18 protein-coding genes are annotated in these 24047 nt (G+C 45.4%); 14 read left to right on the top strand and 4 right to left on the bottom strand.

The features are described 5' to 3' along the window. Positions 1-33: 33 nt before the first annotated feature. The 5 genes from metB to Xinn_RS01625 all read left to right on the top strand — a co-directional run bounded on the left by metB (position 34) and on the right by Xinn_RS01625 (position 8597). A complete protein-coding gene (gene metB / locus Xinn_RS01605; protein ID WP_086954980.1) occupies positions 34-1227 on the top strand; it encodes a cystathionine gamma-synthase in 1194 nt (397 codons plus the stop codon). Positions 1228-1236: 9 nt separating this feature from the next. Then, on the top strand, positions 1237-3672 hold the full coding sequence (locus Xinn_RS01610; RefSeq protein WP_086954981.1) for a bifunctional aspartate kinase/homoserine dehydrogenase II: 2436 nt from the start codon (positions 1237-1239) through the stop codon (positions 3670-3672). A 262-nt stretch (positions 3673-3934) separates the two neighbouring features. Further along, positions 3935-6571 carry a phosphoenolpyruvate carboxylase gene (gene ppc, locus Xinn_RS01615; RefSeq protein ID WP_086954982.1) on the top strand — a complete coding sequence of 879 codons (2637 nt, stop codon included), beginning with the start codon at positions 3935-3937 and terminating at the stop codon, positions 6569-6571. Between the two features lie 131 nt (positions 6572-6702). Beyond that, positions 6703-7893, top strand: a complete 1191-nt coding sequence (locus Xinn_RS01620) for an MFS transporter (RefSeq protein WP_086954983.1) — start codon at positions 6703-6705, stop codon at positions 7891-7893. A gap of 62 nt (positions 7894-7955) precedes the next feature. After that, the gene (locus Xinn_RS01625) at positions 7956-8597 is read left to right on the top strand and encodes a hypothetical protein (protein WP_086954984.1); all 642 of its coding nucleotides are present in this window, start codon (positions 7956-7958) and stop codon (positions 8595-8597) included. Positions 8598-8645: 48 nt separating this feature from the next. On the opposite strand, the gene metF is transcribed toward Xinn_RS01625, so the two are convergent. Both metF and argE read right to left on the bottom strand, forming a co-directional pair. Further along, positions 8646-9533, bottom strand: a complete 888-nt coding sequence (gene metF, locus Xinn_RS01630) for a methylenetetrahydrofolate reductase (RefSeq protein ID WP_086954985.1) — start codon at positions 9531-9533, stop codon at positions 8646-8648. 321 nt (positions 9534-9854) lie between these two features. Then, the gene (argE, locus tag Xinn_RS01635) at positions 9855-11012 is read right to left on the bottom strand and encodes an acetylornithine deacetylase (RefSeq protein WP_086954986.1); all 1158 of its coding nucleotides are present in this window, start codon (positions 11010-11012) and stop codon (positions 9855-9857) included. Positions 11013-11144: 132 nt separating this feature from the next. Here argE and argC point away from each other — a divergent pair, with 132 nt between their 5' ends. The 5 genes from argC (at position 11145) to oxyR (ending at position 16915) form a co-directional block, all read left to right on the top strand. Beyond that, positions 11145-12149 (top strand): N-acetyl-gamma-glutamyl-phosphate reductase, encoded by a 1005-nt coding sequence (gene argC / locus Xinn_RS01640; RefSeq protein ID WP_086954987.1) that lies wholly within the window; start codon positions 11145-11147, stop codon positions 12147-12149. 65 nt (positions 12150-12214) lie between these two features. Next, complete coding sequence (gene argB, locus Xinn_RS01645; protein WP_086954988.1) at positions 12215-12988, top strand: acetylglutamate kinase; 774 nt, start codon at positions 12215-12217, stop codon at positions 12986-12988. Between the two features lie 90 nt (positions 12989-13078). Further along, the gene (locus tag Xinn_RS01650; RefSeq protein WP_086954989.1) at positions 13079-14326 is read left to right on the top strand and encodes an argininosuccinate synthase; all 1248 of its coding nucleotides are present in this window, start codon (positions 13079-13081) and stop codon (positions 14324-14326) included. A gap of 48 nt (positions 14327-14374) precedes the next feature. Then, entirely contained in the window at positions 14375-15754 is a 1380-nt protein-coding gene (argH, locus tag Xinn_RS01655) for an argininosuccinate lyase (protein WP_086954990.1), read from the top strand. A gap of 243 nt (positions 15755-15997) precedes the next feature. Further along, complete coding sequence (oxyR, locus tag Xinn_RS01660; protein WP_086954991.1) at positions 15998-16915, top strand: DNA-binding transcriptional regulator OxyR; 918 nt, start codon at positions 15998-16000, stop codon at positions 16913-16915. Here oxyR and sthA read toward each other — a convergent pair. Beyond that, positions 16907-18310 carry a Si-specific NAD(P)(+) transhydrogenase gene (sthA, locus tag Xinn_RS01665; protein WP_086954992.1) on the bottom strand — a complete coding sequence of 468 codons (1404 nt, stop codon included), beginning with the start codon at positions 18308-18310 and terminating at the stop codon, positions 16907-16909. The two genes, oxyR and sthA, sit on opposite strands and share 9 nt — an antisense overlap. A gap of 335 nt (positions 18311-18645) precedes the next feature. On the opposite strand from sthA, the gene fabR reads away from it, so the two are divergent. Then, positions 18646-19338, top strand: a complete 693-nt coding sequence (gene fabR, locus Xinn_RS01670) for an HTH-type transcriptional repressor FabR (protein ID WP_228858013.1) — start codon at positions 18646-18648, stop codon at positions 19336-19338. 24 nt (positions 19339-19362) lie between these two features. Then, positions 19363-19737, top strand: coding sequence for a YijD family membrane protein (locus tag Xinn_RS01675; protein WP_086954993.1), 375 nt, complete (start codon positions 19363-19365; stop codon positions 19735-19737). A gap of 82 nt (positions 19738-19819) precedes the next feature. On the opposite strand, the gene trmA is transcribed toward Xinn_RS01675, so the two are convergent. After that, positions 19820-20920 carry a tRNA (uridine(54)-C5)-methyltransferase TrmA gene (trmA, locus tag Xinn_RS01680; RefSeq protein ID WP_086954994.1) on the bottom strand — a complete coding sequence of 367 codons (1101 nt, stop codon included), beginning with the start codon at positions 20918-20920 and terminating at the stop codon, positions 19820-19822. Between the two features lie 173 nt (positions 20921-21093). Here trmA and btuB point away from each other — a divergent pair, with 173 nt between their 5' ends. Both btuB and murI read left to right on the top strand, forming a co-directional pair. Beyond that, positions 21094-22908 (top strand): TonB-dependent vitamin B12 receptor BtuB, encoded by a 1815-nt coding sequence (btuB, locus tag Xinn_RS01685; RefSeq protein ID WP_086954995.1) that lies wholly within the window; start codon positions 21094-21096, stop codon positions 22906-22908. Beyond that, positions 22853-23731 carry a glutamate racemase gene (gene murI / locus Xinn_RS01690; protein ID WP_086954996.1) on the top strand — a complete coding sequence of 293 codons (879 nt, stop codon included), beginning with the start codon at positions 22853-22855 and terminating at the stop codon, positions 23729-23731. The genes btuB and murI overlap by 56 nt, the downstream gene beginning before the upstream one ends. Positions 23732-24047 lie beyond the last annotated feature (316 nt).

Genomic DNA, 24047 nt, shown 5'->3' on the forward strand with positions numbered 1-24047 from the left:
GTCACTCCTAAAATAAAATAACAGGTAGAGCTTATGGGGTGTAAACAAATAGCGGGTTTTAAACAAGCAACGATTGCAGTTCAGAGCGGTATAAATGTTGATGAACAATATGGCTGCGTTGTTCCTCCTGTCTATCTTTCCAGTACGTATAATTTCACCGGATTTAATGAACCGAGAGCGCATGACTATTCCCGGCGTGGTAATCCCGGTCGTGATGTTGTCCAGCAGGTTCTGGCTGAGCTGGAAGGCGGAGCAGGAGCGGTGATGACCAGCAGTGGTATGTCCGCTATCCATCTGTTGTGCACTGTATTCCTACAGCCGGGGGATTTGCTGGTGGCTCCCCATGATTGCTATGGCGGGAGTTATCGCCTGTTTGACAGTTTAAGCCGCCGTGGAGCTTACAATGTTATTTTTGTGGATCAATCGGACGGTTCAGCGTTGAAACAGGCTCTTGCCCAAAAGCCCAAACTGGTATTGATTGAAACACCCAGTAATCCATTGTTGCGGATTGTGGATATCCGGTATATCTGTGAACTGGCTCATGAAGCCGGTGCATTAACGGTAGTTGATAACACATTCCTGAGTCCGGTATTACAGAAGCCTTTGGATTTGGGCGCAGATTTGGTCGTGCATTCCTGCACAAAATACCTGAATGGACATTCTGATTTGATTGCTGGAGCCGTGATTGCCAAAGATCCGGCCATTGCTGAAGATTTGGCTTGGTGGGCGAATAATATCGGCGTAACAGGCGGAGCATTTGACAGTTATTTGTTGTTGCGGGGAATTCGGACATTATCAGCCAGAGTACTTCTACAGCAAAATAATGCGGCTGTTATTGCGGAATATCTGCAAAAACGTTCCTTACAAAAACAATCACAGGTGAAAAAACTCTATTATCCGGGGCTGAAAGATCATCCGGGGCATGATATCGCACGTCAGCAGCAGGCAGGATTTGGTGCGATGCTGAGTTTTGAACTTGATGGTGATGAGCAGACAATGCATCGCTTTTTATCTGCGTTAAAATTATTTACTCTGGCTGAATCACTGGGTGGTGTGGAATCATTAATTTCTCATACTGCTACGATGACACATGCTGGTATGTCGGCAGAAGCAAGGGAACAGGCAGGGATTACAGATTCACTTCTTCGTATCTCTGTGGGAATAGAAGATAGTCAGGATTTAATTGCTGATCTGGATAGTGCATTTCAGGCAGCGGCAACGAGGTAAGCATTCATTATGGTTGAACTGGCAACAGCGGGGGCGGAATCTGGCCGCCAGTTACATAAATTTGGCGGCAGCAGTCTTGCGGATGTGAAATGTTACAAGCGGGTTGCGGATATTATGGCGAACTATAGCCAGCCCGGTGATTTGATGGTGGTATCCGCAGCGGGTAGTACGACGAATCAACTGATTGACTGGCTGAAACTGAGCCAGAATGACCGGATTTCAGCGCATCAGGTTCAGCAGTCGTTACGGCGTTATCAGCAGGAGCTCATCCGGGGGTTATTACCAGAAGCCGCCGCAGAAACCCTAATCACACATTTTATTGCTGATTTGGAAAGGCTGAGTGCACTACTGGATAAGCCAGTGAGTGATATTACCTATGCAGAAGTTGTTGGTCATGGTGAGATATGGTCTGCCCGCCTGATGGCCGCAGTGCTTGAATCTCAGGGAATTCCCAGTGCATGGCTGGATGCGCGTCAGTTCCTGCGGGCTGAACGGGCGGCTCAGCCGCAGGTTGACGTTACCTTATCTCAGCCTTTACTGAGCCAATTATTAGTTAAGAATTCTGATAAGCGTCTGGTGGTGACCGGTTTTATCTCCAGTAACCAAAAGGGAGAAACCGTCTTATTAGGCCGCAATGGCAGTGACTATTCTGCAACACAGGTCGGTGCATTAGCAGGTGCTAAAAAAGTGACAATCTGGAGTGATGTGGCCGGGGTTTACAGTGCAGATCCACGTAAAGTCAGCGATGCGTGTCTGCTGCCATTATTGCGTCTGGATGAGGCCAGCGAACTGGCGCGTCTGGCTGCTCCTGTACTTCACACCCGGACATTACAGCCCGTTTCCCTCAGTGATATCGAGCTGCAATTACGTTGCAGTTACCAGCCTGAGCAGGGTTCTACCCGCATTGAACGGGTTCTGGCATCAGGAATGGGAGCAAAAATTGTGACCAGCCACGATGATGTCTGCCTGATTGAGTTACACCTTTTTTCTGCGCTCGATTTCAAACAAACTTATAAAGATATCGACTCATTACTGAAGCGCGCTCAAATCCGGCCATTGGCGACGGGGCTACATACTGACTGCAATTTGATCCAGCTTTGTTATACCTCCGAAATTGTGAACAGTGCTCTTGATGTATTACAGGATGCCTCTTTACCGGGCAAACTTTCCCTGCGGGAAGGGCTTTCTCTGGTGGCGCTGGTTGGCGCAGGAGTATGTGAAAATCCATTGCACAGCCATCGTTTTTATCAGCAGCTGAAAGACCAGCCGGTTGAATTTATCTGGCATGCTGAAGATGATATCAGTCTGGTTGCCGTGCTGCGTCTGAGTCAGACATCACATCTGATTCAGGGGCTGCATCAGAGCCTGTTCCGGGCCGAAAAACAGATTGGTCTGGTACTGTTCGGGAAAGGAAATATTGGTTCACGCTGGCTGGAACTGTTTGCCCGTGAACAGAAAAATATCTCAGCGCGCAGTGATTTTGAATTTATTCTGGCTGGAATTGTTGATAGTCGCCGCAGCCTGCTGAATTATCAGGGGATTGATGCGAGCCGGGCGCTGGCATTCTTTAATGATGAAGCCACTAATCATGCTGATGATGAGCTGTTTTTGTGGATGCGGGCACATCCATATGATGATTTGGTGGTGCTTGATGTGACGGCAAGTGGCGAGCTGGCGGGTAATTATATCGATTTTGCCAGTTATGGTTTCCATGTGATTAGCGCCAATAAGGCTGCTGGTGCATCTGACAGTAATACTTATCGTATGATCCGGGATGCTTTTGCAAAGACAGGTCGTCACTGGCTATACAACGCAACTGTTGGTGCAGGGTTGCCGATTAACTATTCCGTCAGGGATTTGCGGGAAAGCGGCGATACGATCCTGTCTATCAGTGGCATTTTTTCCGGCACATTATCGTGGCTGTTCCTACAGTTTGATGGCACAGTTCCTTTCAGTGAGCTGGTGGAGCAGGCATGGCAACAAGGGTTAACCGAGCCTGATCCCCGTGTTGATCTTTCTGGTCAGGATGTGATGCGTAAGCTGGTGATTCTGGCTCGTGAGGCTGGTTATGAGATAGAACCGGATCAGGTGCGGATAGAATCACTTGTACCACCAGAAGCTAACGTTGGCTCGGTTGACGAGTTTTTTGAGAACAGTTCAGCTATCAATGAACAGATGCAGAAACGGTTGGAAGCGGCGCGTGAAATGGGAATGGTACTGCGTTATGTTGCTCGTTTTGACGCCAAAGGTAAGGCTAAAGTCGGGGTAGAAGCGGTTCGTCCAGAACACCCTTTGGCCTCACTATTGCCGGGAGATAATGTGTTCGCCATAGAAAGCCGTTGGTATCGCGATAATCCTCTGGTTATTCGTGGCCCGGGAGCAGGGCGTGATGTCACTGCCGGAGCGATTCAGTCAGATTTGAATCGCTTATCACAACTTTTATAATCATCCGTACGTTCTATCAGAATATTTTGTTGATGCCTGTTCCATCTTTCATTTTGGAGCAGGCTCATATAACACCTATTTACCTGCAACAGCTCTTTGTTTTTCCTTCATTGTTGGGGATTTCAAGGCCAATAGTCTGACTCAGATTAAAGAAATCCTTGAGTAAAATTTCATAAAATCCGCCCAATTTGTTTGTTTTCTGATATGAATAGTAGATTAGACATAAACAAAAAACATACAGCAACACAAGGTCAGGAATCACATGAATCAACAATATTCCGCAATGCGAAGTAATGTCAGTATGCTTGGTAAGATACTGGGGAACACCATCAAAGAGGCTCAGGGACAGGATATTCTTGATAAAGTCGAAACGATAAGGCAGTTGTCCAAATCATCCCGTGCAGGTAACGAAGAAGATCGCCAGCAATTGCTATCGACACTACAGAATTTGTCCAATGACGAATTATTGCCGGTTGCCCGGGCGTTTAACCAGTTCCTTAATCTGGCTAATGCGGCTGAACAATATCACAGTATTTCACCACATGGCGAAGCCGCCAGTAACCCTGTGGCATTAGCAGCACTGTTCGAACGGCTGAAAAGCAAAAACTTCAATAATGAGGATTTGATTAAGGCGGTTAATGAGCTTTCCATTGAACTGGTGCTGACAGCGCATCCGACCGAAATTGCCCGCCGCACTCTGATCCATAAACTGGTTGAGGTGAATACCTGTCTGGCACAGCTGGATCATGATGATTTGGCTGATTACGAGCATAACAATATTATGCGCCGTCTACGCCAGTTGATTGCACAGTCATGGCATACCGATGAAATCCGCAAGATCCGTCCTACCCCGATTGATGAGGCCAAATGGGGTTTTGCGGTGGTGGAAAATAGCCTGTGGGAAGGTGTCCCTGCGTTTTTGCGTGAATTCAATGAGCAATTAGAAGAATCTATCGGTTACAGCCTGCCGGTAGAATCGGTGCCAATCCGCTTTACTTCCTGGATGGGAGGCGACCGGGATGGGAACCCTAACGTCACCGCAGAAGTTACCCGCCATGTGTTGTTGCTCAGTCGTTGGAAAGCCGCTGATCTGTTTCTGAAAGATATTCAGGTGCTGGTATCTGAGCTTTCGATGTCGGAATGTACGCCAGAGCTGCGCCGGATAGCAGGAGGCGATGAGGTTAGCGAACCTTATCGTGAGATTGCTAAACAGTTGCGAACTCAATTAAATAACACGCTGGCCTATCTGGAAAAACGCCTTAAAGGTGAACAGGTTATTCCTCCGACAGATTTATTGCTGCATAACAACCAATTATGGCAGCCACTCTATGCCTGTTACCAGTCTCTGAAATCCTGCGGCATGGAAATTATTGCCGATGGTCAGTTGTTGGATACTCTGCGCCGCATTCGTTGTTTCGGTCTGTCACTGGTACGGATCGACATTCGTCAGGAAAGTACCCGGCACACCGATGCCATTGCAGAACTTACTCAATATCTGGAACTGGGCGACTATGCGGGCTGGTCAGAAACAGAGAAACAGGCATTTTTATTGCGCGAGCTGAACTCGAAGCGTCCGTTAATCCCGCGTAAATGGCAGCCTAGTGCGGAAACTCAGGAGGTTCTGGAAACCTGTAAAGTGATTGCCGAGTCACCGCCGGATGCGATTGCTGCTTATGTGATTTCCATGGCAAAAGTTCCTTCAGATGTACTGGCAGTAAAATTATTGCTGAAAGCTGCGGATTGCCCACTGTCATTGCCTGTTGCGCCGTTGTTTGAAACGCTTGATGACCTGAATAATGCAGAAAGCGTGATCCGGCAATTACTTCATATTGAATGGTATCGTGAGCTGATTCAGGGTAAGCAAATGGTCATGATTGGCTATTCTGATTCAGCAAAAGATGCGGGCGTGATGGCGGCATCTTGGGCACAATACCGTGCTCAGGATGCCCTGATCAGAGTGTGTGAAAAAGAAAACGTGAAACTGACACTGTTTCACGGCCGCGGCGGTTCAATCGGTCGCGGCGGTGCACCGGCGCATTCTGCCTTACTTTCTCAGCCTCCGGGCAGCCTGAAAGGGGGGCTGCGTGTCACAGAACAGGGTGAAATGATCCGCTTTAAGTTTGGCTTGCCGCAGGTGACTATCAGCAGTCTGGCGTTATACGCCAGTGCTATTCTGGAAGCAAACTTACTGCCGCCGCCGGAACCTAAAGCTGAATGGAAGCAAGTCATGGATACGCTTTCTGATGTTTCCTGCGATATGTACCGTGATTACGTTCGTGAGCAGCCGGAATTTGTACCTTATTTTCGTTCAGCAACACCTGAACAGGAGCTGGCGAAATTACCGTTAGGTTCCCGCCCAGCTAAGCGACGTCCTACCGGTGGGGTAGAAAGTCTGCGTGCGATTCCGTGGATTTTTGCGTGGACGCAGAATCGCCTGATGCTTCCGGCATGGCTGGGAGCAGGTGCTGCGTTACAACACGTAATAGATGCGGGTCAGCAGGACACATTGTCTGAAATGTCCAGTGACTGGCCGTTCTTTACGACTCGTATTGCGATGCTGGAGATGGTTTTCGCCAAAGCGGATTTATGGCTGGCGGAATATTATGATCAGCGTTTGGTTGATAAAAAGCTGTGGCCTCTGGGTTCAAAGCTGCGCACTCAACTTTTAGCCGATATAGAAACGGTGCTGACAGTTTCACGTGATGGGCAGTTGATGGCGGATCTGCCGTGGATAGCCGAATCTATTGCATTGCGTAATGTATATACTGACCCGCTGAATGTCTTACAGGCGGAGTTATTACAGCGCTCCCGCCAACAGGAACAGCCCGACCCTCGCGTAGAGCTGGCGCTGATGGTCACAATAGCCGGAGTTGCGGCTGGGATGCGTAATACAGGTTAGACTTCCATTTATTGATTTATTGATAATAAAAATGATGAAAAACCGGATGGGAAACTGTCCGGTTTCATTTTTTAAAAAAATAGGTAAAACATACAGTTATTTTTCACAAGATGATAAACAGGGCTGCGGTAATGAATAGAAATTACTTAAATGTATTTTTGCTTTTTATCGGACAAGGTCTTACCGGAAGTATTATTTCCCTATTAACGCTGGCATCACCGCTGGTAGGAAAAAGGCTTTCTCCCTTTGATTTTTTATCCACATTGCCTGTCACTGCAACAGTATGTGGTGCAGCATTAATGGTGTATTTTGCATCAATGCTGATGGAGAAATCTGGCAGAAGAAATGCTTTTATATCTGGCAATCTGATTGGATTAGTCGGTAGTGGATTAGCAGGGGGGGCAATAATTTTTCAGTCTTTCATTTTGTTTACTCTGGGTACTTTTATTCTGGGGGGAGCGACCGTTTTTAATCAGTACTATCGTTTTGCCGCGGCTGAAGTTTTCGAAGATGAATCCAGCAGGAAAAAAGCAATTTCATTCATTATCGGTGGTGGCATTGTTGGTGGAATTTCGGGGCCTTATTTAGCATCTAAAGGTGCTGATTTATTGCCTGATTATCCTTTTGCAGGAGCGTTTCTGTTATCAGCTATTATTTGTATTCTGACTTTGATAACGCAGCTTTTTATTAGCTTGCCCGTGATTCGAAAAGAAAAATTTTTATCTGCACTCAAGGAGGCGGATAAAGACAATAGTTTTGCCAACCAGTTAAAGTCGAAACTCTTTGTATTATCGACAGTAAGTTGTGCCGTAGGTTTTTCCGTGATGACGTTATTGATGAATGCAACACCTTTGGCAATGTCCCATCAACAATTCTCCATAGAAGAGAATGCACTGGTATTGCAATGGCATTTCTTTGCAATGTATGCACCCGCTTTGCTGTTGCCATTTCTGGTGGACAGGTTCAAAACAACCAGTCTGATTACATCCGGGGCGATATTTTTTATTATCGGTATGGCTATTGCCTTAATCTGGGATGAGATGCTTGGTTTCTTATTCTCACTGGTGTTTATCGGTATCGGTTGGGCATTTATGTTCAATGGTGGAACATTTTTATTGAACGGGTTTATCGGCAGTGCATTCAAACATAAATTACAGGGAATGAATTCGCTTATTACCTATCTGTCCAATATGCTGGCTTCCCTGTCGGTTGGTATGGTAATGAGCTATCAGAGTGGATGGTATATCCTGAATATCGTTAGTATGCTGATTATTGTTGGGTTTGTGTTTTGGTTTATTTCCAAAAATAACAATATATCTTGATGGAAAATTGCGTACGCTTCTGTATGATTTAAAACCAACTTGTCCAGTGTGGAGGGCAAAGTATGAATAACGACAGTAATGAAGGATGGAGTACTTCGATGCCATATTTGATAGAAGATGTAGATTTTAATCGTAAGCTGCGTATTTTTGAAAAGAACGTAGAGCACACAATCTCTTTTCTTGAAAATGGAGCAAAAAAATTTTCGCTGCCTGATTTTGTCGTTCCGCATGGATATCGTTTCGTTAAATCATTAAAGCAGGATCAGTACCGCATGATCACATCTGGAGATAAACCTGAAACGGTTTACGCCGTCAAACTGATTTTTCGTAAAGATATTGTGGTTGATAAAGAAACCTGTACTCAAATTATGGTCTGGCGTACTTTTAGCCCTGAACATCAAGATGCTGTCAGTGGCTTCCCCCGACGCTTTTTCCGATTTCTGCTTGAGAGTTATCATATTATCGTGACAGATGAAGAGCAGACTGGTGATGGTAAACGCTTTTGGCAGATTATGATCGCGTGGTCAATGTCCGTGGGTTATCACGTTTATGTTTCTGATGGCGGGGAAATGGATCGTCCGCTAACCGCAGTATCCAGTATGGATGAGCTTCTTGATAAATGGGATACTTTTTGCTGGGGAACAGATGCAGATTTGCACCGCCATCGTTTGATTGTAATCAGTAAGGATGTTCTGTCTGACTGAAGGGATAGTCACGCCGAACTACCATATAGTCCGGCTTTTGAGAACAAATCAACAAGGGCGAACCCCTAATGTATGGCAAATGGCATAACTCAATTCCGCCCGATTCAGAGTGTAAAAATGGAAATCTTTCACTCCTTCACGGCTCAGAATTTTTACCATATCCATCGCAATAGAAGCTCCGACTAAATTACGGCTTTCAGAATCATCATCCAACCCTTCAAACATTCTGGTCATCCAGCTTGGGATGCGAACATTCGTAATAGTTGCAAACCGCTGTAACTGGCGGAAGTTGGAGACAGGTAAAATCCCCGGCACGATTTCCACATCAATTCCTGTTGAAACACAGCGATCACGAAAACGCAGATAACTTTCCACATCAAAAAAGAATTGGGTAATAGCGCGGTTTGCACCTGCATCGATTTTTCTCTTCAGATTAATCAGGTCAGCCTGTGCACTTTTTGCTTCGGGATGTACTTCCGGATATGCCGCCACAGAAATATCAAAATCAGCCTCTTTTTTTAAGAGCTCAACTAAATCAGCACCGTACATTGCAGGTTTACTGCCACCATTCGGTAAATCACCCCGCAAGGCCACAATATGGCGAATGCCACTGCTCCAGTAATCGTGGGCGATGTTACACAACTCTTCACGGTTGGCATCAATGCAGGTTAAATGCGGTGCGGCTTCAAGGCCCGTTCTGTCTTTGATGCCTTTAATGATGCTATGAGTACGATCACGTTCACCGGAATTGGCCCCATAAGTCACGGAAACAAAATTAGGTTTCAGTTTGCTCAGACGGTCAATGGATTTCCACAGAGTCTGTTCCATTTCAGTCGTTTTGGGCGGAAAAAATTCGAAAGAAACACGAATTTGACCTTCAAGTTCAGCCAGATTCTGATTTAGTGCCTCTTGATGATTAGCGTGAAAGAAACTCATACCCTGTGCCCTCGTGAACAAACGGAGTTTTTCTCCGGTTATATTTGGATGCTTAAATGTTTATATGTCTATCCGTTTAGATGTCCAAATAGAATGAGCGCAGCGGGGTTTTTAGTCAATTAGGAAATGGCTTATTTCCAGTGAGGAATATTCAGAGTGATCGTGAAAGAAATTCATGTAGGAAAAATGTGTTTATAAAAATGCTTCGTGCTTTTTAATATTGCGGGAAAAACACAGTAATCAGTTGCTGCTATTGAGCAACTGATCAAATAAGTGAGATCGTGTGGTACTACTCAGAGAATGGATTTCAGAGAATGGATTTTAACCCCCACCCAAACAAAAATGTTCCACAACCTGAGCAATCAACTTCCTCGTGGGTTCGATCATTGATACTTCTATGTATTCATCGGGCTGGTGAGCCTGTTCGATGGAACCCGGCCCCAGAACTATTGTCGGACAGAGTTCCTGAATAAAAGGGGCTTCCGTACAGTAATTGACAGTTTCTGCTTTTGCTCCCAACAGTTTTTCGATAACACCTACCAGTTTGTGATTGGTAGGGCACTCATAACCCGGGATAGGAGGATGAAGCTCCGTAATACTCAGGCGTCCGGGCCAGCGTTGTCTGACGGGTTCCAGTGATTCATTCAGGGCCTCATTCAGATCCTGTAATGTCAGGCCGGGGAGCGGACGAATATCCATATGCAGCTCACAGCAGGCACAGATCCGGTTTGCTGCATCTCCCCCGTGAATATGACCAAAATTCATGGTGGGATAGGGAATGACAAAAGCCGGGTTATGGTAACGTTCTTGTAGGGTATGGCGTAATTTCATCAATTGCGTAATGGATTCATGCATCAAATCGATAGCATTAACACCCCGCGCGGGATCACTGGAGTGCCCGGATTGCCCTTCAATACGGATCGCATGGGCAACGTGCCCTTTATGGGCGCGGATTGGCTGTAGTGATGTCGGCTCGCCAATAATGGCAAAATCAGGTCGGATAGTCGCGTTTGTGGCAAAATATCGGGCGCCGGCCATTGAAGTTTCTTCGTCGGCGGTCGCCAGAATATAGAGAGGATGAGACAGCTTACTGGGATCAATATCCCGCAGCACATCAATGATAAAGGCAAAGAAGCCTTTCATATCAGCAGTGCCCAGCCCGTATAATTTGCCATCACGCTCTGTCAGTGTGAATGGGTCCTGAGTCCAGCGCCCGGCGTCAAATGGCACTGTATCGGTATGACCACACAGAAGTAGCCCACCAGACCCGCTCCCTAACGTTGCCAGCATATTAAATTTTCCACGGGTTTCCGGAACAGGCTGAAGCTCTATTTTAAACCCAATCTGTTTCAGCCATTCAGCCAGTAGATAGATAACAGCCTCATTGCTTTGATCCAGTTCTTTATCCACAGCGCTGATGGAAGGTGCTGCAATAAGCTGGCGATATAATTCACTAAATGTTGGTAATTTAATATTCACTGTTGACAGCCCTTATTCAAGATAGTATCAATATTAATGCAATTTAATTGAATATAAATTCAATTGTGTAATTGGGCTACTACTAATTGGGTTAATACAATACATTGGGTTAATACAAGGTGAATAAATCCCATGCTTAATACGCTGATAGTCGGTGCCAGTGGCTATACCGGAGCAGAATTAGCAGCATGTCTGCAACGCCATCCTCATATCCATCTTGCTGGTCTGATGGTTTCTGCTCAAAGTTCTGATGCCGGAAAGTGTCTTTCAGAACTTTACCCGCAATATAAAGGAACTCTGGATTTACCTTTACAGCCGTTAACCGATGTGGCTGAAGCGGCAAGCGGCATTGATGTTGTTTTTCTTGCTACAGCGCATGAAGTCAGCCACGACATTGCCCCGCTATTTCTACAGGCTGGCTGTATCGTATTTGATTTATCTGGTGCCTATCGCGTACAAAATACACTGTTTTACCCAAAATACTATGGATTCGAGCATAAAAATACAGACTGGCTTGAGCAGGCGGTATATGGACTGGCGGAATGGCAGGCGGAGAAAATTAAAACAGCTCAGCTGATCGCGGTTCCGGGTTGTTACCCTACGGTTTCACAGCTTTCTCTGAAACCACTGCTGGAAGCTGGTTTGTTGGATACCGGGCAGTGGCCCGTTATTAATGCTGTCAGTGGTGTGAGTGGTGCCGGACGTAAGGCATCGATAAATAACAGTTTCTGTGAAGTCAGTTTGCAGCCCTACGGTATTTTTAACCATCGGCATCAGCCTGAAATTGCTGCACATTTAGGTACCGATGTGATTTTTACACCTCATTTAGGCAATTTTGCGCGAGGGATCCTCGCCACGATTACCTGCAAGCTGGTAGCTGGTGTAACAGAAGAACAGGTCAGGAATGCCTATCAACAGGCGTATCACAATAAACCACTGGTTCGGTTATATGAAAAAGGAGTTCCTGCCCTGAAAGCGGTGGTTGGATTGCCATTCTGTGATATTGGTTTTGCTGTGCAGGAGCAGCACCTGATTATTGTCGGGGCTGAGGATAATCTGTTGAAAGGTGCAGCAGCGCAGGCCGTGCAATGTATGAATATTCGCTTCGGGTTAGAAGAAACTCAGGCATTACTTTAATTCAGAGCCTTAATTCAATGCTTTTTAAGTCAGAAATTATTTGATACCGACAGAGGGTAAAACTGATGGAGCCATTAGTTATCAAGCTGGGTGGGGTGTTATTAGATAGTGATGAAGCACTGGTGCGATTATTTTCCACATTACAGTTGTATCGAAAAACGCATAAGCGTCCGTTGGTAATTGTACATGGTGGAGGCTGTCTGGTTGATGAACTGATGCAGAAACTACAGTTACCGGTCATCAAGAAGCAAGGGTTGCGTGTAACACCCGCAGATCAGATTGATGTTATTACCGGAACACTGGCCGGTACAGCGAATAAAACCCTGCTTTCCTGGGCGATAAAATACCGTTTACCTGCTGTCGGCCTCTGTTTGGGGGATGGCTGTGTTGTGAAAGTATCTCCGATTAACGAGGAATTTGGTCACACGGGCACGGCTTCTCCCGGTAATCCGGATTTACTGAAAATTTTACTGGATATCGGTTATATCCCCATTATCAGCTCTATTGGTATTACAGAAGATGGCAACTTAATGAATGTTAATGCCGATCAGGCCGCTACAGCCGTTGCGCAGTCATTGGATGCTGACTTGGTTTTCCTGTCAGATGTCAGCGGTATTCTGAATGGAAAAGGGAACAAAATCCCTGAAGTCTCAGAAAAAGAAATACAGCATCTGATTGAACAGGGTGTGATTACCGATGGCATGGTTGTGAAAGTCCAGGCAGCACTGGAAGCCGCAAAAACATTGGGGCGTCCGGTGGATATCGCCAGCTGGCGTTATACTGACCAACTGATTGCGCTGTTTAATGGTATATCCGTTGGTACCCGCGTTATGGCATAACAAGGATATGAGAGATCTGCTCTGGCTGTTTAATGACAAGTACCTCGCTGGTGAACGCCTGCTGGTGAATAAAAGTGAAAGGCTACCTCTATGACAAAAACTAATTCAGTAAAAAACAGTACTTCAGTAAAAGACAGTATTAAAAAGATTGTGCTGGCATATTCTGGCGGTTTGGATACTTCTGCCATTATTCCATGGCTGAAAGAGCATTACGGCAACTGTGACGTGATTGCATTTGTCGCAGATGTTGGTCAGAGCCGTGAAGATCTGGATGGCATAGAACAAAAAGCATTACGCTCTGGTGCTTCTGAGTGTCATGTCGTCGATTTGCGTGAAGAATTTATCAAAGAATATGTTTATCCGGTGCTGAAAACCGGAGCATTGTACGAAGGCAGTTATCTGCTTGGTACGTCAATGGCTCGTCCTATTATTGCCAAAGCGCAGGTTGAACTGGCTTTGAAAATCGGCGCTGATGCGCTTGCGCATGGTGCGACAGGTAAAGGCAATGATCAGGTTCGTTTTGAGAGTACCTATACTGCATTGGCACCACACCTGAAAGTAGTTGCTCCGTGGCGGGAGTGGGATCTGCGTTCCCGCGAAGCATTGCTGGATTACCTGAAAATCCGTGATATTCCCACCACCGCAACGCTGGAAAAAATTTACAGTCGTGATGAAAACGCGTGGCACATTTCGACCGAAGGTGGCGTATTGGAAAATACGTGGAACGCAGCCAATAAAGATTGCTGGGTATGGACTGTAGAGCCGGAAGATGCTCCTGACGAGCCTGAATATATTTCTGTCACGGTCGAGAAGGGTGAGGTTGTCGGAGTGAATGGCACAATATTGTCGCCATATCAATGCCTTAATGAATTGAATGAACTGGGTGCTAAACACGGTATTGGCCGGATTGATATTGTGGAAAACCGTCTGGTCGGAATGAAATCCCGTGGCTGTTATGAAACTCCGGGGGGAACCATCATGATGGCGGCTTTGCGTGGCATTGAACAGTTGGTACTGGATCGCGACAGCTTTAAATGGCGTCAGCAACTGGGGCTGGAGATGTCTTATGTTGTTTACGATGGGCGCTGGTTTGTGCCGTTGCGTCAGTCTATTCAGGCTGCGGCCGAAATACTGGCTGAGAATGTCAGTGGCGAAGTGATCCTGAAACTGTATAAAGGTCAAGTGACAGCCACCCAGAAGAAGTCACCTCATAGCCTTTACTCAGAAGAGTTTGCTACCTTCGGAGAAGATGAAGTTTATGACCATAGCCATGCCGAAGGGTTTATCCGCCTCCATTCGCTTTCTTCCCGCATTCGTGCGCTGAAAAGCAAAAAGTAATTCCCGGGAAATATTTCTGAGTAATAGAGAGAAAAGAGGAACGCAATTATGGCACTTTGGGGTGGGCGCTTCAGTCAGGAAGCCGATCAGCAGTTTAAGCAGTTTAACGATTCCCTGCGGTTTGATTATCGTCTGGCAGAGCAGGATATTGTCGGCTCTGTCGCATGGTCAAAGGCGCTGGTCACAGTCGGTGTTCTGACATCTGAAGAGCAGCAGAAGCTGGAGTTGGCGCTGAATACATTACTGGATGAAGTAAGAACCAACCCAGAGGCTATTTTGCAAAGCGATGCGGAAGATATTCATAGTTGGGTGGAAGGCCAGCTTATCGCAAAAGTAGGGGATCTGGGCAAAAAACTGCATACAGGACGCAGCCGTAATGATCAGGTCGCAACTGACCTGAAATTGTGGTGTAAGGAGCAGATAGCGGTTATCCGGCAGGCACTGACAGAGTTACAACAGGCATTGGTGATCACGGCTGAGAATAATCAGGATGCTGTTATGCCGGGATACACTCATTTACAGCGGGCGCAGCCGGTGACTTTCGCCCATTGGTGTCTTGCGTATGCAGAAATGCTGACCCGTGATGAAAGCCGTTTGCAGGATACATTAAAGCGGCTGGATGTCAGCCCGTTAGGGTGTGGTGCGCTGGCGGGAACAGCTTATGATATCGATCGGGAACAACTGGCATCATGGCTTGGTTTTGCTTCCGCAACCCGCAATAGTTTAGATAGCGTATCAGACCGCGACCATGTGATGGAACTGCTGTCAAATGCCAGTATCAGCATGATCCATCTTTCGCGTTTTGCTGAAGACCTGATTTTCTTCAACAGTGGCGAAGCGGACTTTGTTGAATTATCGGATCGGGTAACTTCTGGTTCCTCTCTGATGCCGCAAAAGAAAAACCCTGATGCGCTGGAACTTATTCGTGGCAAATGCGGCCGGGTACAGGGAGCGCTGGCTGGCATGATGGTGACGCTAAAAGGGCTTCCTCTCGCTTATAACAAAGATATGCAGGAAGATAAGGAAGGTCTGTTTGATGCACTGGATACATGGCGCATTTGCCTGCATATGGCGGCACTGGTATTGGATGGTATTCAGATAAAACGTGACCGTTGCTGGGAGGCAGCAAAACAGGGTTATGCGAATGCTACGGAATTGGCCGATTATCTGGTGGCAAAAGGTGTACCATTTCGTGAAGCTCATCACATTGTTGGTGAAGCAGTAATCGCTGCAATAAAGAAAGATAAGGCGCTGGAAGAATTGTCACTGACTGAATTGCAAAAGTTCAGTGAAACTATTTCAATCGATGTATACGATATTTTATCGTTGCAGTCCTGTCTGGATAAACGTCTGGCAAAAGGTGGAGTGGCACAGAAACAAGTGACGCTGGCTATTGCTGAGGCTAAGCAGAGACTACATCTTAGCTGATTAAGATCCCTCTGATTATCTGAATTCCCAATAGTGAATTGATTGGGCTGCCTGTTGATTTTATGGTGGCCCGGTTTTCTACGTCGATTTTCTGTGCGTGCCTTAATCGTTTCTTTTTTGATTTTTCATAAGGTGATTTTATAAAAAAACCTTAAATCACAAGGAATTGATAGTTTTCTTCTCTCGTGCATATAATGATCTATTGATCAATTCTATCATTGATACCAAACAATGAGGTTGGGAATGAATATCCGCGATCTGGAATATCTTGTGGCACTTGCTGAGTATCGGCATTTCCGCAGGGCTGCTGACTCTTGTCATGTCAGCCAGCCGACACTCAGTGGACAGATACGCAAACTTGAAGATGAGTTGGGCGTAATGCTGCTGGAACGCACAAGCCGTAAGGTCTTGTTTACACAACAGGGAATGTTGCTGGTGGAGCAAGCCAAAACGGTATTGCGAGAAGTGAAGGTATTACAGGAAATGGCTTCTCTTCAGGGTGAAAGTATGTCCGGCCCATTACATATTGGTCTTATTCCAACTGTTGGCCCTTATCTTCTGCCGCTGATTATTCCTGAGCTACATAAACTGTTTCCTAAGCTGGAAATGTATCTGCATGAAGCCCAGACTCAGAGCCTGCTGGCTCAGCTTGATAGCGGAAAACTGGACTGTGCGATTCTGGCGGCTCTAAAAGAGACGGAAGCGTTCATTGAAGTTCCGCTTTTTGAGGAACCCATGAAGCTTGCGGTTTATGAAGAGCATAAGTGGGCTGATCGGGATGAGATCAACATGGATGAGTTGACCGGCGAAAAGTTATTGATGCTGGAAGATGGTCATTGCCTTCGCGATCAGGCGATGGGTTTCTGTTTTCAGGCCGGAGCCAAAGAAGATACGCATTTCAGGGCAACCAGTCTGGAAACATTACGTAATATGGTTGCAGCGGGGAGTGGCATCACTTTGTTGCCTGATCTGGCTGTTCCCAAAGAGAAAAAGCGTGATGGGATCTGTTATCTGGAGTGCCATAACCCTGTGCCTGAGCGTTCCGTGATTCTGGTTTATCGCCCCGGTTCACCTCTGCGTAATCGCTATGAGCAACTGGCAGAGGCGATCCGAACCAGAATGAGAAATCATTTCGATATCAATGGAACAACATCAAAATAACCGGTTCAGTCCGTTAAGGGCAGCAACGCGGTAAGCTTCGGCCATTGTCGGATAGTTGAAGGTTGTATTAACGAAATATTCGATATTATTACCTTCACCTTTTTGTTCCATAATCGCCTGACCGATATGAATAATCTCGGCTGCACGTTCGCCAAAACAGTGGATACCCAGAATCTGTTTTGTCTCGCGGTGAAATAGTATCTTGAGACTGCCGACGTTCATCCCTGCAATCTGCGCTCTGGCCAGATGTTTAAACTGAGCACGTCCCACTTCATACGGAACTTTCATCGCTGTTAATTCCTGCTCAGTTTTACCCACGGAACTGATTTCAGGTATGGTATAAATTCCTGTAGGGATATCGTCTACCAGATATTTTTCAGCATTCGCAGCCCCGGTCATGATGGCTTTTGCTGCAATATGCCCCTGATTGTAGGCCGCGGAAGCGAGGCTGGGATAACCAATCACATCACCAACAGCATAAATATTTTCATTGCTGGTCTGGTAGACCCGGTTTACTTTCAGTAAACCACGGCTATCCGTTTCCAGCCCGACATTCTCCAAACCGAGTTTATCTGTGTTACCGGTTCGGCCGTTGGCATACAGCAGACAATCTGCTTTGACTTTTTTGCCTGATTTCAGGTGGATAATGACCCCATCCTCAACACCTTCAATCTTTTCATATTCTTCGTTATGGCGGATAACAATCCCGCTATTCCAGAAATGATAAGACAGCGCATCAGACATTTCCTGATCAAGAAATGACAGCAAATGGTCACGGGTGTTGATCAAATCGACCTTAACACCCAACCCGCGAAAGATAGAAGCATACTCACAGCCAATCACACCAGCACCATAAATGATAACGTGGCGCGGTTCATGTTCCAGTTCCAGAATGGTATCGCTGTTATAAATGCGGGAGTGAGTAAAATCGACATCAGAAGGGCAGTAAGGGCGGGAGCCGGTAGCAATTATTATTTTGTCTGCACTTAATATATCAACACTGTCATCGGCATAACGCACACTGACATGGTGTTCGTCAATGAAAGTGGCTTCACCGGCGAACATCTTACAGTGGTTGCGCTCATAAAACCCTTGCCGCATTTTAGTCTGCTGATTCATGACAACTTCGGCATGACGCAAAATTTCTGCAAATGAGGAACGGAGAATGCGTGAGTTGTCACTGTAGAGAGGGTTTTGGTTAAATTCGATAATACGGCTGACAGCATGGCGGAGAGCTTTAGACGGGATAGTGCCCCAGTGGGTACAGCCGCCGCCAATATTGTTATAGCGCTCTATAACGGCTACGTTTTTTCGTTGTTTTGCCAATCCCATTGCTGCCCCTTCTCCACCGGGTCCGGAGCCAATAACAATGGCATCAAAATGAGTATATTGCATAGAGGAAAGACCTGTTTTTACACAAAATAACAACTCTATATTAACATTAGTTGGCGTAATAACCTAATTAACGTACGGTTTTTGTTTTCTGGATTGATATATATTCCTAATATTTCAAGACGTCTATTCATTAGCTGAACTTATTCACCCCGGTCATATTGTTATCTATATTTCAGGAGACTTGCCTCCTTTGTCGCCGTAATGCAGGTTGAAATCTATTGAATATAAAGTAAGAAAATACGGGTTAATATCTTTAAGAGAACAATCACAGCAAATGTAGCAGAATCTGATATATTTGCTTCATAGTATAGTCGAGTGTGTATATCAGGATTGTTGTGAATAATGTAACTGGCGTCAGAGCGAAACAGAAAGAGAAAACCCGTCGTTCACTGATTGAAGCAGCATTCAGCCAACTTAGTGCTGAACGTAGTTTCACGAGTCTGAGTTTACGGGAAGTGGCGCGGGAAGCCGGAATTGCACCGACTTCATTCTATCGCCATTTTCGTGATGTGGATGAATTAGGGCTGACGATGGTTGATGAAAGCGGGCTAATGCTGCGTCAGCTTATGCGTCAGGCACGCCAGCGTATCGCAAAAGGCGGGAGTATTATTCGCACTTCTGTTTCAACCTTTATGGAATTTATCGGCAACAATCCGAATGCCTTCCGGTTATTGCTGCGTGAACGTTCAGGTACATCAGCTGAGTTTCGTGCAGCTGTCGCACGGGAAATCCAACATTTTATTGCTGAGCTGGCAGACTACCTTGAACAGGCCAGTCATATGCCGCGTCATTTTACCGAAATACAAGCTGAAGCAATGGTAACAATTGTATTCAGTGCGGGTGCTGAAGCGCTGGATATTGACGAAGAAAAGAGACGTCGTCTCGAAGAACGTCTGGTATTACAACTGCGTATGATTTCCAAAGGTGCTTTTTACTGGTATCGGCGGGAGCAGGAAAAAACGGCTAACTTAAAAAACACTGTCCTAAAAACCGCTGTCTCTAAGACTTCTGTCCCTAAAACCCCTTGAATAGACTGAAAGGAGAACAACACGATGGAACAATATCGCCAAGATAAAAGCACAATGCTGCTGGCTCTTATCGTTGGATTGGCAACTCACGGAACTTTTTCAGCATTTTTTAATTCGTTGATACCTTTTTCGATTTTCCCGATTATCACACTCGCACTCTCTCTGTATTGTCTCCATCAGCGTTATTTAAATTATCCGATGGCTGAAGGATTACCAAAGCTGGCTGTTGGTTGCTTCTTCTTAGGTCTTTTTGCCTATAACGCGATTATTCGGGTTAACCATCCGGAAATTGGCTCCAACTTCTTGCCTGTCGTGGTTGGAACCGGATTAGTTTTCTGGCTTTACGTCAAGCTAAAAGGGCGCAAACAGCAGAAGAACATTGCAGAAAAGCATAACTGATGACTGTTTGAGAATGATTGTATGGAAACGCCATAATCATAAGTTATGGCGTTAATGACAGATGGTGTTAATAACAACAGACCTAATCGATTTTTTCCAGTAATACACCACACTCCATATGGTGGGTATAAGGGAATTGATCAAAAAGTGCCAGCTTGCTGATTTTGTGGGTTTGCGTCAATGTCTCCAGATTCCGGCAGAGCGTTTCGGGGTTACAGGAGATGTACAGAATACGTGGGTATCCCTGTACCATTTTGACAGTCTCTTCATCTAAGCCACTACGCGGTGGATCGACAAAAATGGTCTCACACTGATAACTCTTCAGGTCAATACCCTGAAGACGATTGAATTCCCGCTCTCCATTCATTGCCTGAGTGAACTCTTCTGCCGACATACGGATAATCTGTACGTTATCAATCTTATTCGCTTCAATATTAAATTGAGCAGCAGCAACGGAGGGTTTAGCAATCTCTGTTGCCAGCACACGCTCAAAGTTCTGAGCTAATGCCAGAGAAAAGTTACCATTGCCACAATACAGTTCAAGCAAGTCACCTTTGGCACCTTTGGTACTGTTAATAGCCCACTCCAGCATATGGATATTGATACTGGCGTTTGGCTGGGTAAAACTGTTTTCAACCTGACGATAAATCATGCTTTTACCAGCGACAGGTAACTCTTCATCTATATAGTCATGATCAAGCATAATCTTGGTTTTTGATGCACGGCCAATAAGCTGAACATCAAAGCCTTCTGCTTTTAGCTGGTTTCGCAATACAACAGCTTGCTCACGCCATTCATCCCCCAGTTTTTTGTGATAAAGCAGGGAAACGATGATTTTGTTGCTGCGAGTGGCAAGATAATCAGCCTGAAACAATTTGTGACGCAATAAGGAGTTATTTTTTACGCCCGCTATGATGGCCTGCATCATGCTATTAATTAAGTGGCAGGCAACGGGAAACTGATCAATCTGGATACGTTGCTTCGTTTGTTGATCAAACATAATGTGGTAGAGGTCATCTTCCTCATGCCAGATACGGAATTCTGCCCGCATTCTGTAATGAGATGCGGGGGAACGAAAAACTTCAGGCTCCGGCGCATTAAAGGAAGCCATCATTTCTTTCAGGCGATGGACTTTCTCCATCAATTGGTTTTCATAATCTTCCGTAGGCAAGAGATTCTGCATTATCTGGTTCTCGTATGATCACGTTAAGAAAAATTTCCGAGCGGCATTGTAGGGAAAGTGCAAAGGATGTCCAGTTTTCTGGTTCATCGATACGCTTTTTTGATAGCAGGTATTCTGGACTCTATCCTGCCTTCATCGTAGCATGACTATTTATAGTTAGACTCCATTCTCTCATGCTAAACAAAAAACACATTTTCATATCCGCCACGTTAATTGTGGTGTTTTCCGGCTGGAGCAATTTCTCCATTGCAGATAATCAAAGTCCGCTGGTGGTTACCGCAAACCGCTTTAAACAGCCTGTTTCTTCTGTTCTGGCACCAGTAACAGTCGTAACACGTGACGAAATAGACAGTTGGCAGTCAAATAGCTTGGTTGATGTATTACGCCGTTTGCCGGGGGTTGATATTGCACAAAATGGCGGAATTGGTCAGAACTCTTCTTTATTTATACGAGGTTCAGATTCACGCCATGTTCTGATTCTGGTGAATGGAATTCGGTTAAATCAGGCAGGTATTACGGGGTCTTCTGACCTTAGCCAGATCCCACTTAGTTTAGTGCAAAAAATTGAATATATTCGCGGTGCGCGTTCTGCTGTATATGGTTCCGATGCGATTGGGGGAGTGCTCAATATCATCACTACACGAGAACGGCAAGGGACGACCCTCAATGCAGGTATCGGTTCATATGGATACCAGAATTACAATGGCTCAACTCAACAGAATCTTGGTGAAGATACCGTACTGAATGCCGCAGCGGGTTATACCTATACTAAAGGATTTGATGTCGTGGCAGGTAACGGAACTAATGAGCCGGATCGGGATGGATTTATGAGTAAAATGCTATGGCTGGGAATTGATCATAAATTCAATGAGCAACTTAGCGGATTTGCCCGGACATATGGTTACAATAATCGTTCAAACTATGATGGCTCCTTTACTGATACCCGAAAGTTATTCAGCCGTAGCTACGAAACAGGCATTCTATTTAATCAGGGTATTTACTCATCCCTGCTTATTACCAGCTATAGTCACGTTAAAGATTACAATTTTAAGCATAAGATCTATCAGGGAAACACAATGCTAAGTGACTCCAAACAATACAATGTTCAATGGGGAAACGTCTGGCAGATAGGTCATGGTGCAATTAGTGGAGGGATAGACTGGAAAAGAGAATCTGTAGCAGCAGGCTCGAACTACATTCCTGTGCAAAAAAGTGCTTATAATACAGGGGTGTATTTAACAGGTCAGCGGAAAATCAATGATTTTATTTTTGAAGGCGCGGTGCGCTCAGATCGTCATTCTGAATATAATTGGAATACGACATGGCAAACCGGAGTTGCTTGGGAGTTCATGGATGGGTATCGCCTGATTACTTCCTATGCAACGGCATTTAAGGCACCAACACTTGGACAATTATATGGCTGGAGGGCTAACCCAAATTTACAACCAGAAAACAGTAAACAGTGGGAAGGCGGTATTGAAGGATTAACCGGAAACCTTGATTGGCGCTTATCCATTTATCGTAATGATATTGAGCAATTGATAGACTTTTCCAATGATCGTTATTTGAACGTAGGACTGGTAAAAATCAAAGGTGTTGAATGGACGGGAATGGTGGATACCGGCATATTCCAGCACCAATTGACGTTACAGTATGTTGATCCGCGTGATAACAATAATCAGCCATTAACCCGCAGAGCGAAACAGCAGTTGAAGTATCAATTAGATTGGGAGGCGCTTAATATTGATTGGGGAGTCACTTATCAATATATTGGGCAGCGGTATGATCAGGATTTTAGTACGTATCCTGCGAAGAGAATAAAATTAGGCGGCGTAAGTCTATGGGATCTCAATGGGTCTTATCCCGTCACTGACCATCTGACAATCCATGCTAGAATAGCTAATCTGTTTGATAAAAATTATGAGACAGCGTATGGCTATCGCACTCCAGGACGAGAATACTTCATCACAGGCAGTTACAACTTCTGATTTAACGACATTTGATATAAAGAAAATATCCCGCCCGACTGTTCTGGTATTTGATTCCGGTGTGGGTGGGTTATCTGTATATCAGGAGATCCGACAATTACTGCCGGATCTCCACTATATATATGCATTCGATAATGAAGCCTTCCCTTATGGTGAGAAAGCAGCGGAAGTCATTGTTGAACGGGTCGTCAAAGTTGTTGCTGAAATCCAGAAAAAACATCCATTAGCAATTGTCGTTATAGCCTGTAATACGGCGAGTACTGTTAGCCTGCCCGCTTTGCGTGAGCGTTTTTCTTTTCCGGTTGTCGGTGTTGTCCCTGCTATCAAACCGGCCGCAAAGCTAACCTGTAACCGTGTGATTGGATTATTGGCAACACGAGCGACAGTTAATCGTGACTATACCAAAGAACTCATTACAAGATTCGCTAAGGATTGTCAGGTTCACGCTATCGGCTCAGCAGAGCTGGTCGAACTGGCTGAACGGAAACTACATGGTGAAACTATTCCTTTAGACGAACTGGAAAAGATATTAAAGCCGTGGCTGAGAATGAAAGAACCACCAGATACTGTTATTTTGGGATGCACTCACTTTCCTTTAGTTGCAGAAGAGCTATCGAGGGTTCTGCCTGATGGAACGAGATTGATTGATTCAGGAGCTGCAATTGCACGAAGAACAACATGGCTGATCAAAAACAGGGAAAATTTATCCTCAACGACAGAAAATAATATAGCGTATTGCACCAAAATAGATGCTGATAGCGAATCTCTACGGCCTGTTTTATATAGTTATGGCTTTATTTCGCTGGAAAAACTATCAACTTAAGTTAAATTTGGCGTAATAACCAGCAGTTGGTAATTTTTTTCAAAAAAACTATTGTCAGCGCCGTAAAACTCCCTATAATGCGCCACCACTGACCGACGCTGAGCTGAGACACGCCGCCGAGGACAGCGGGAAAAAAGCGAAAATAAACGCTTGACTCCCGAGGCGAAAAGCGTAAGATACGCAGCCTCGCAACACGGAAGAAACCTTCCGGTTGCCACCGCTCTTTAACAATTTATCAGACAATCTGTGTGGGCACTCGCAAGACCCTATCGACATGCCGAAAGGCAAAAAAGATTAAAGTCTTGAAGAGTGACTG

The organism is Xenorhabdus innexi, from assembly GCF_002632485.1.
Taxonomy (GTDB): Bacteria; Pseudomonadota; Gammaproteobacteria; order Enterobacterales; family Enterobacteriaceae; genus Xenorhabdus; species Xenorhabdus innexi.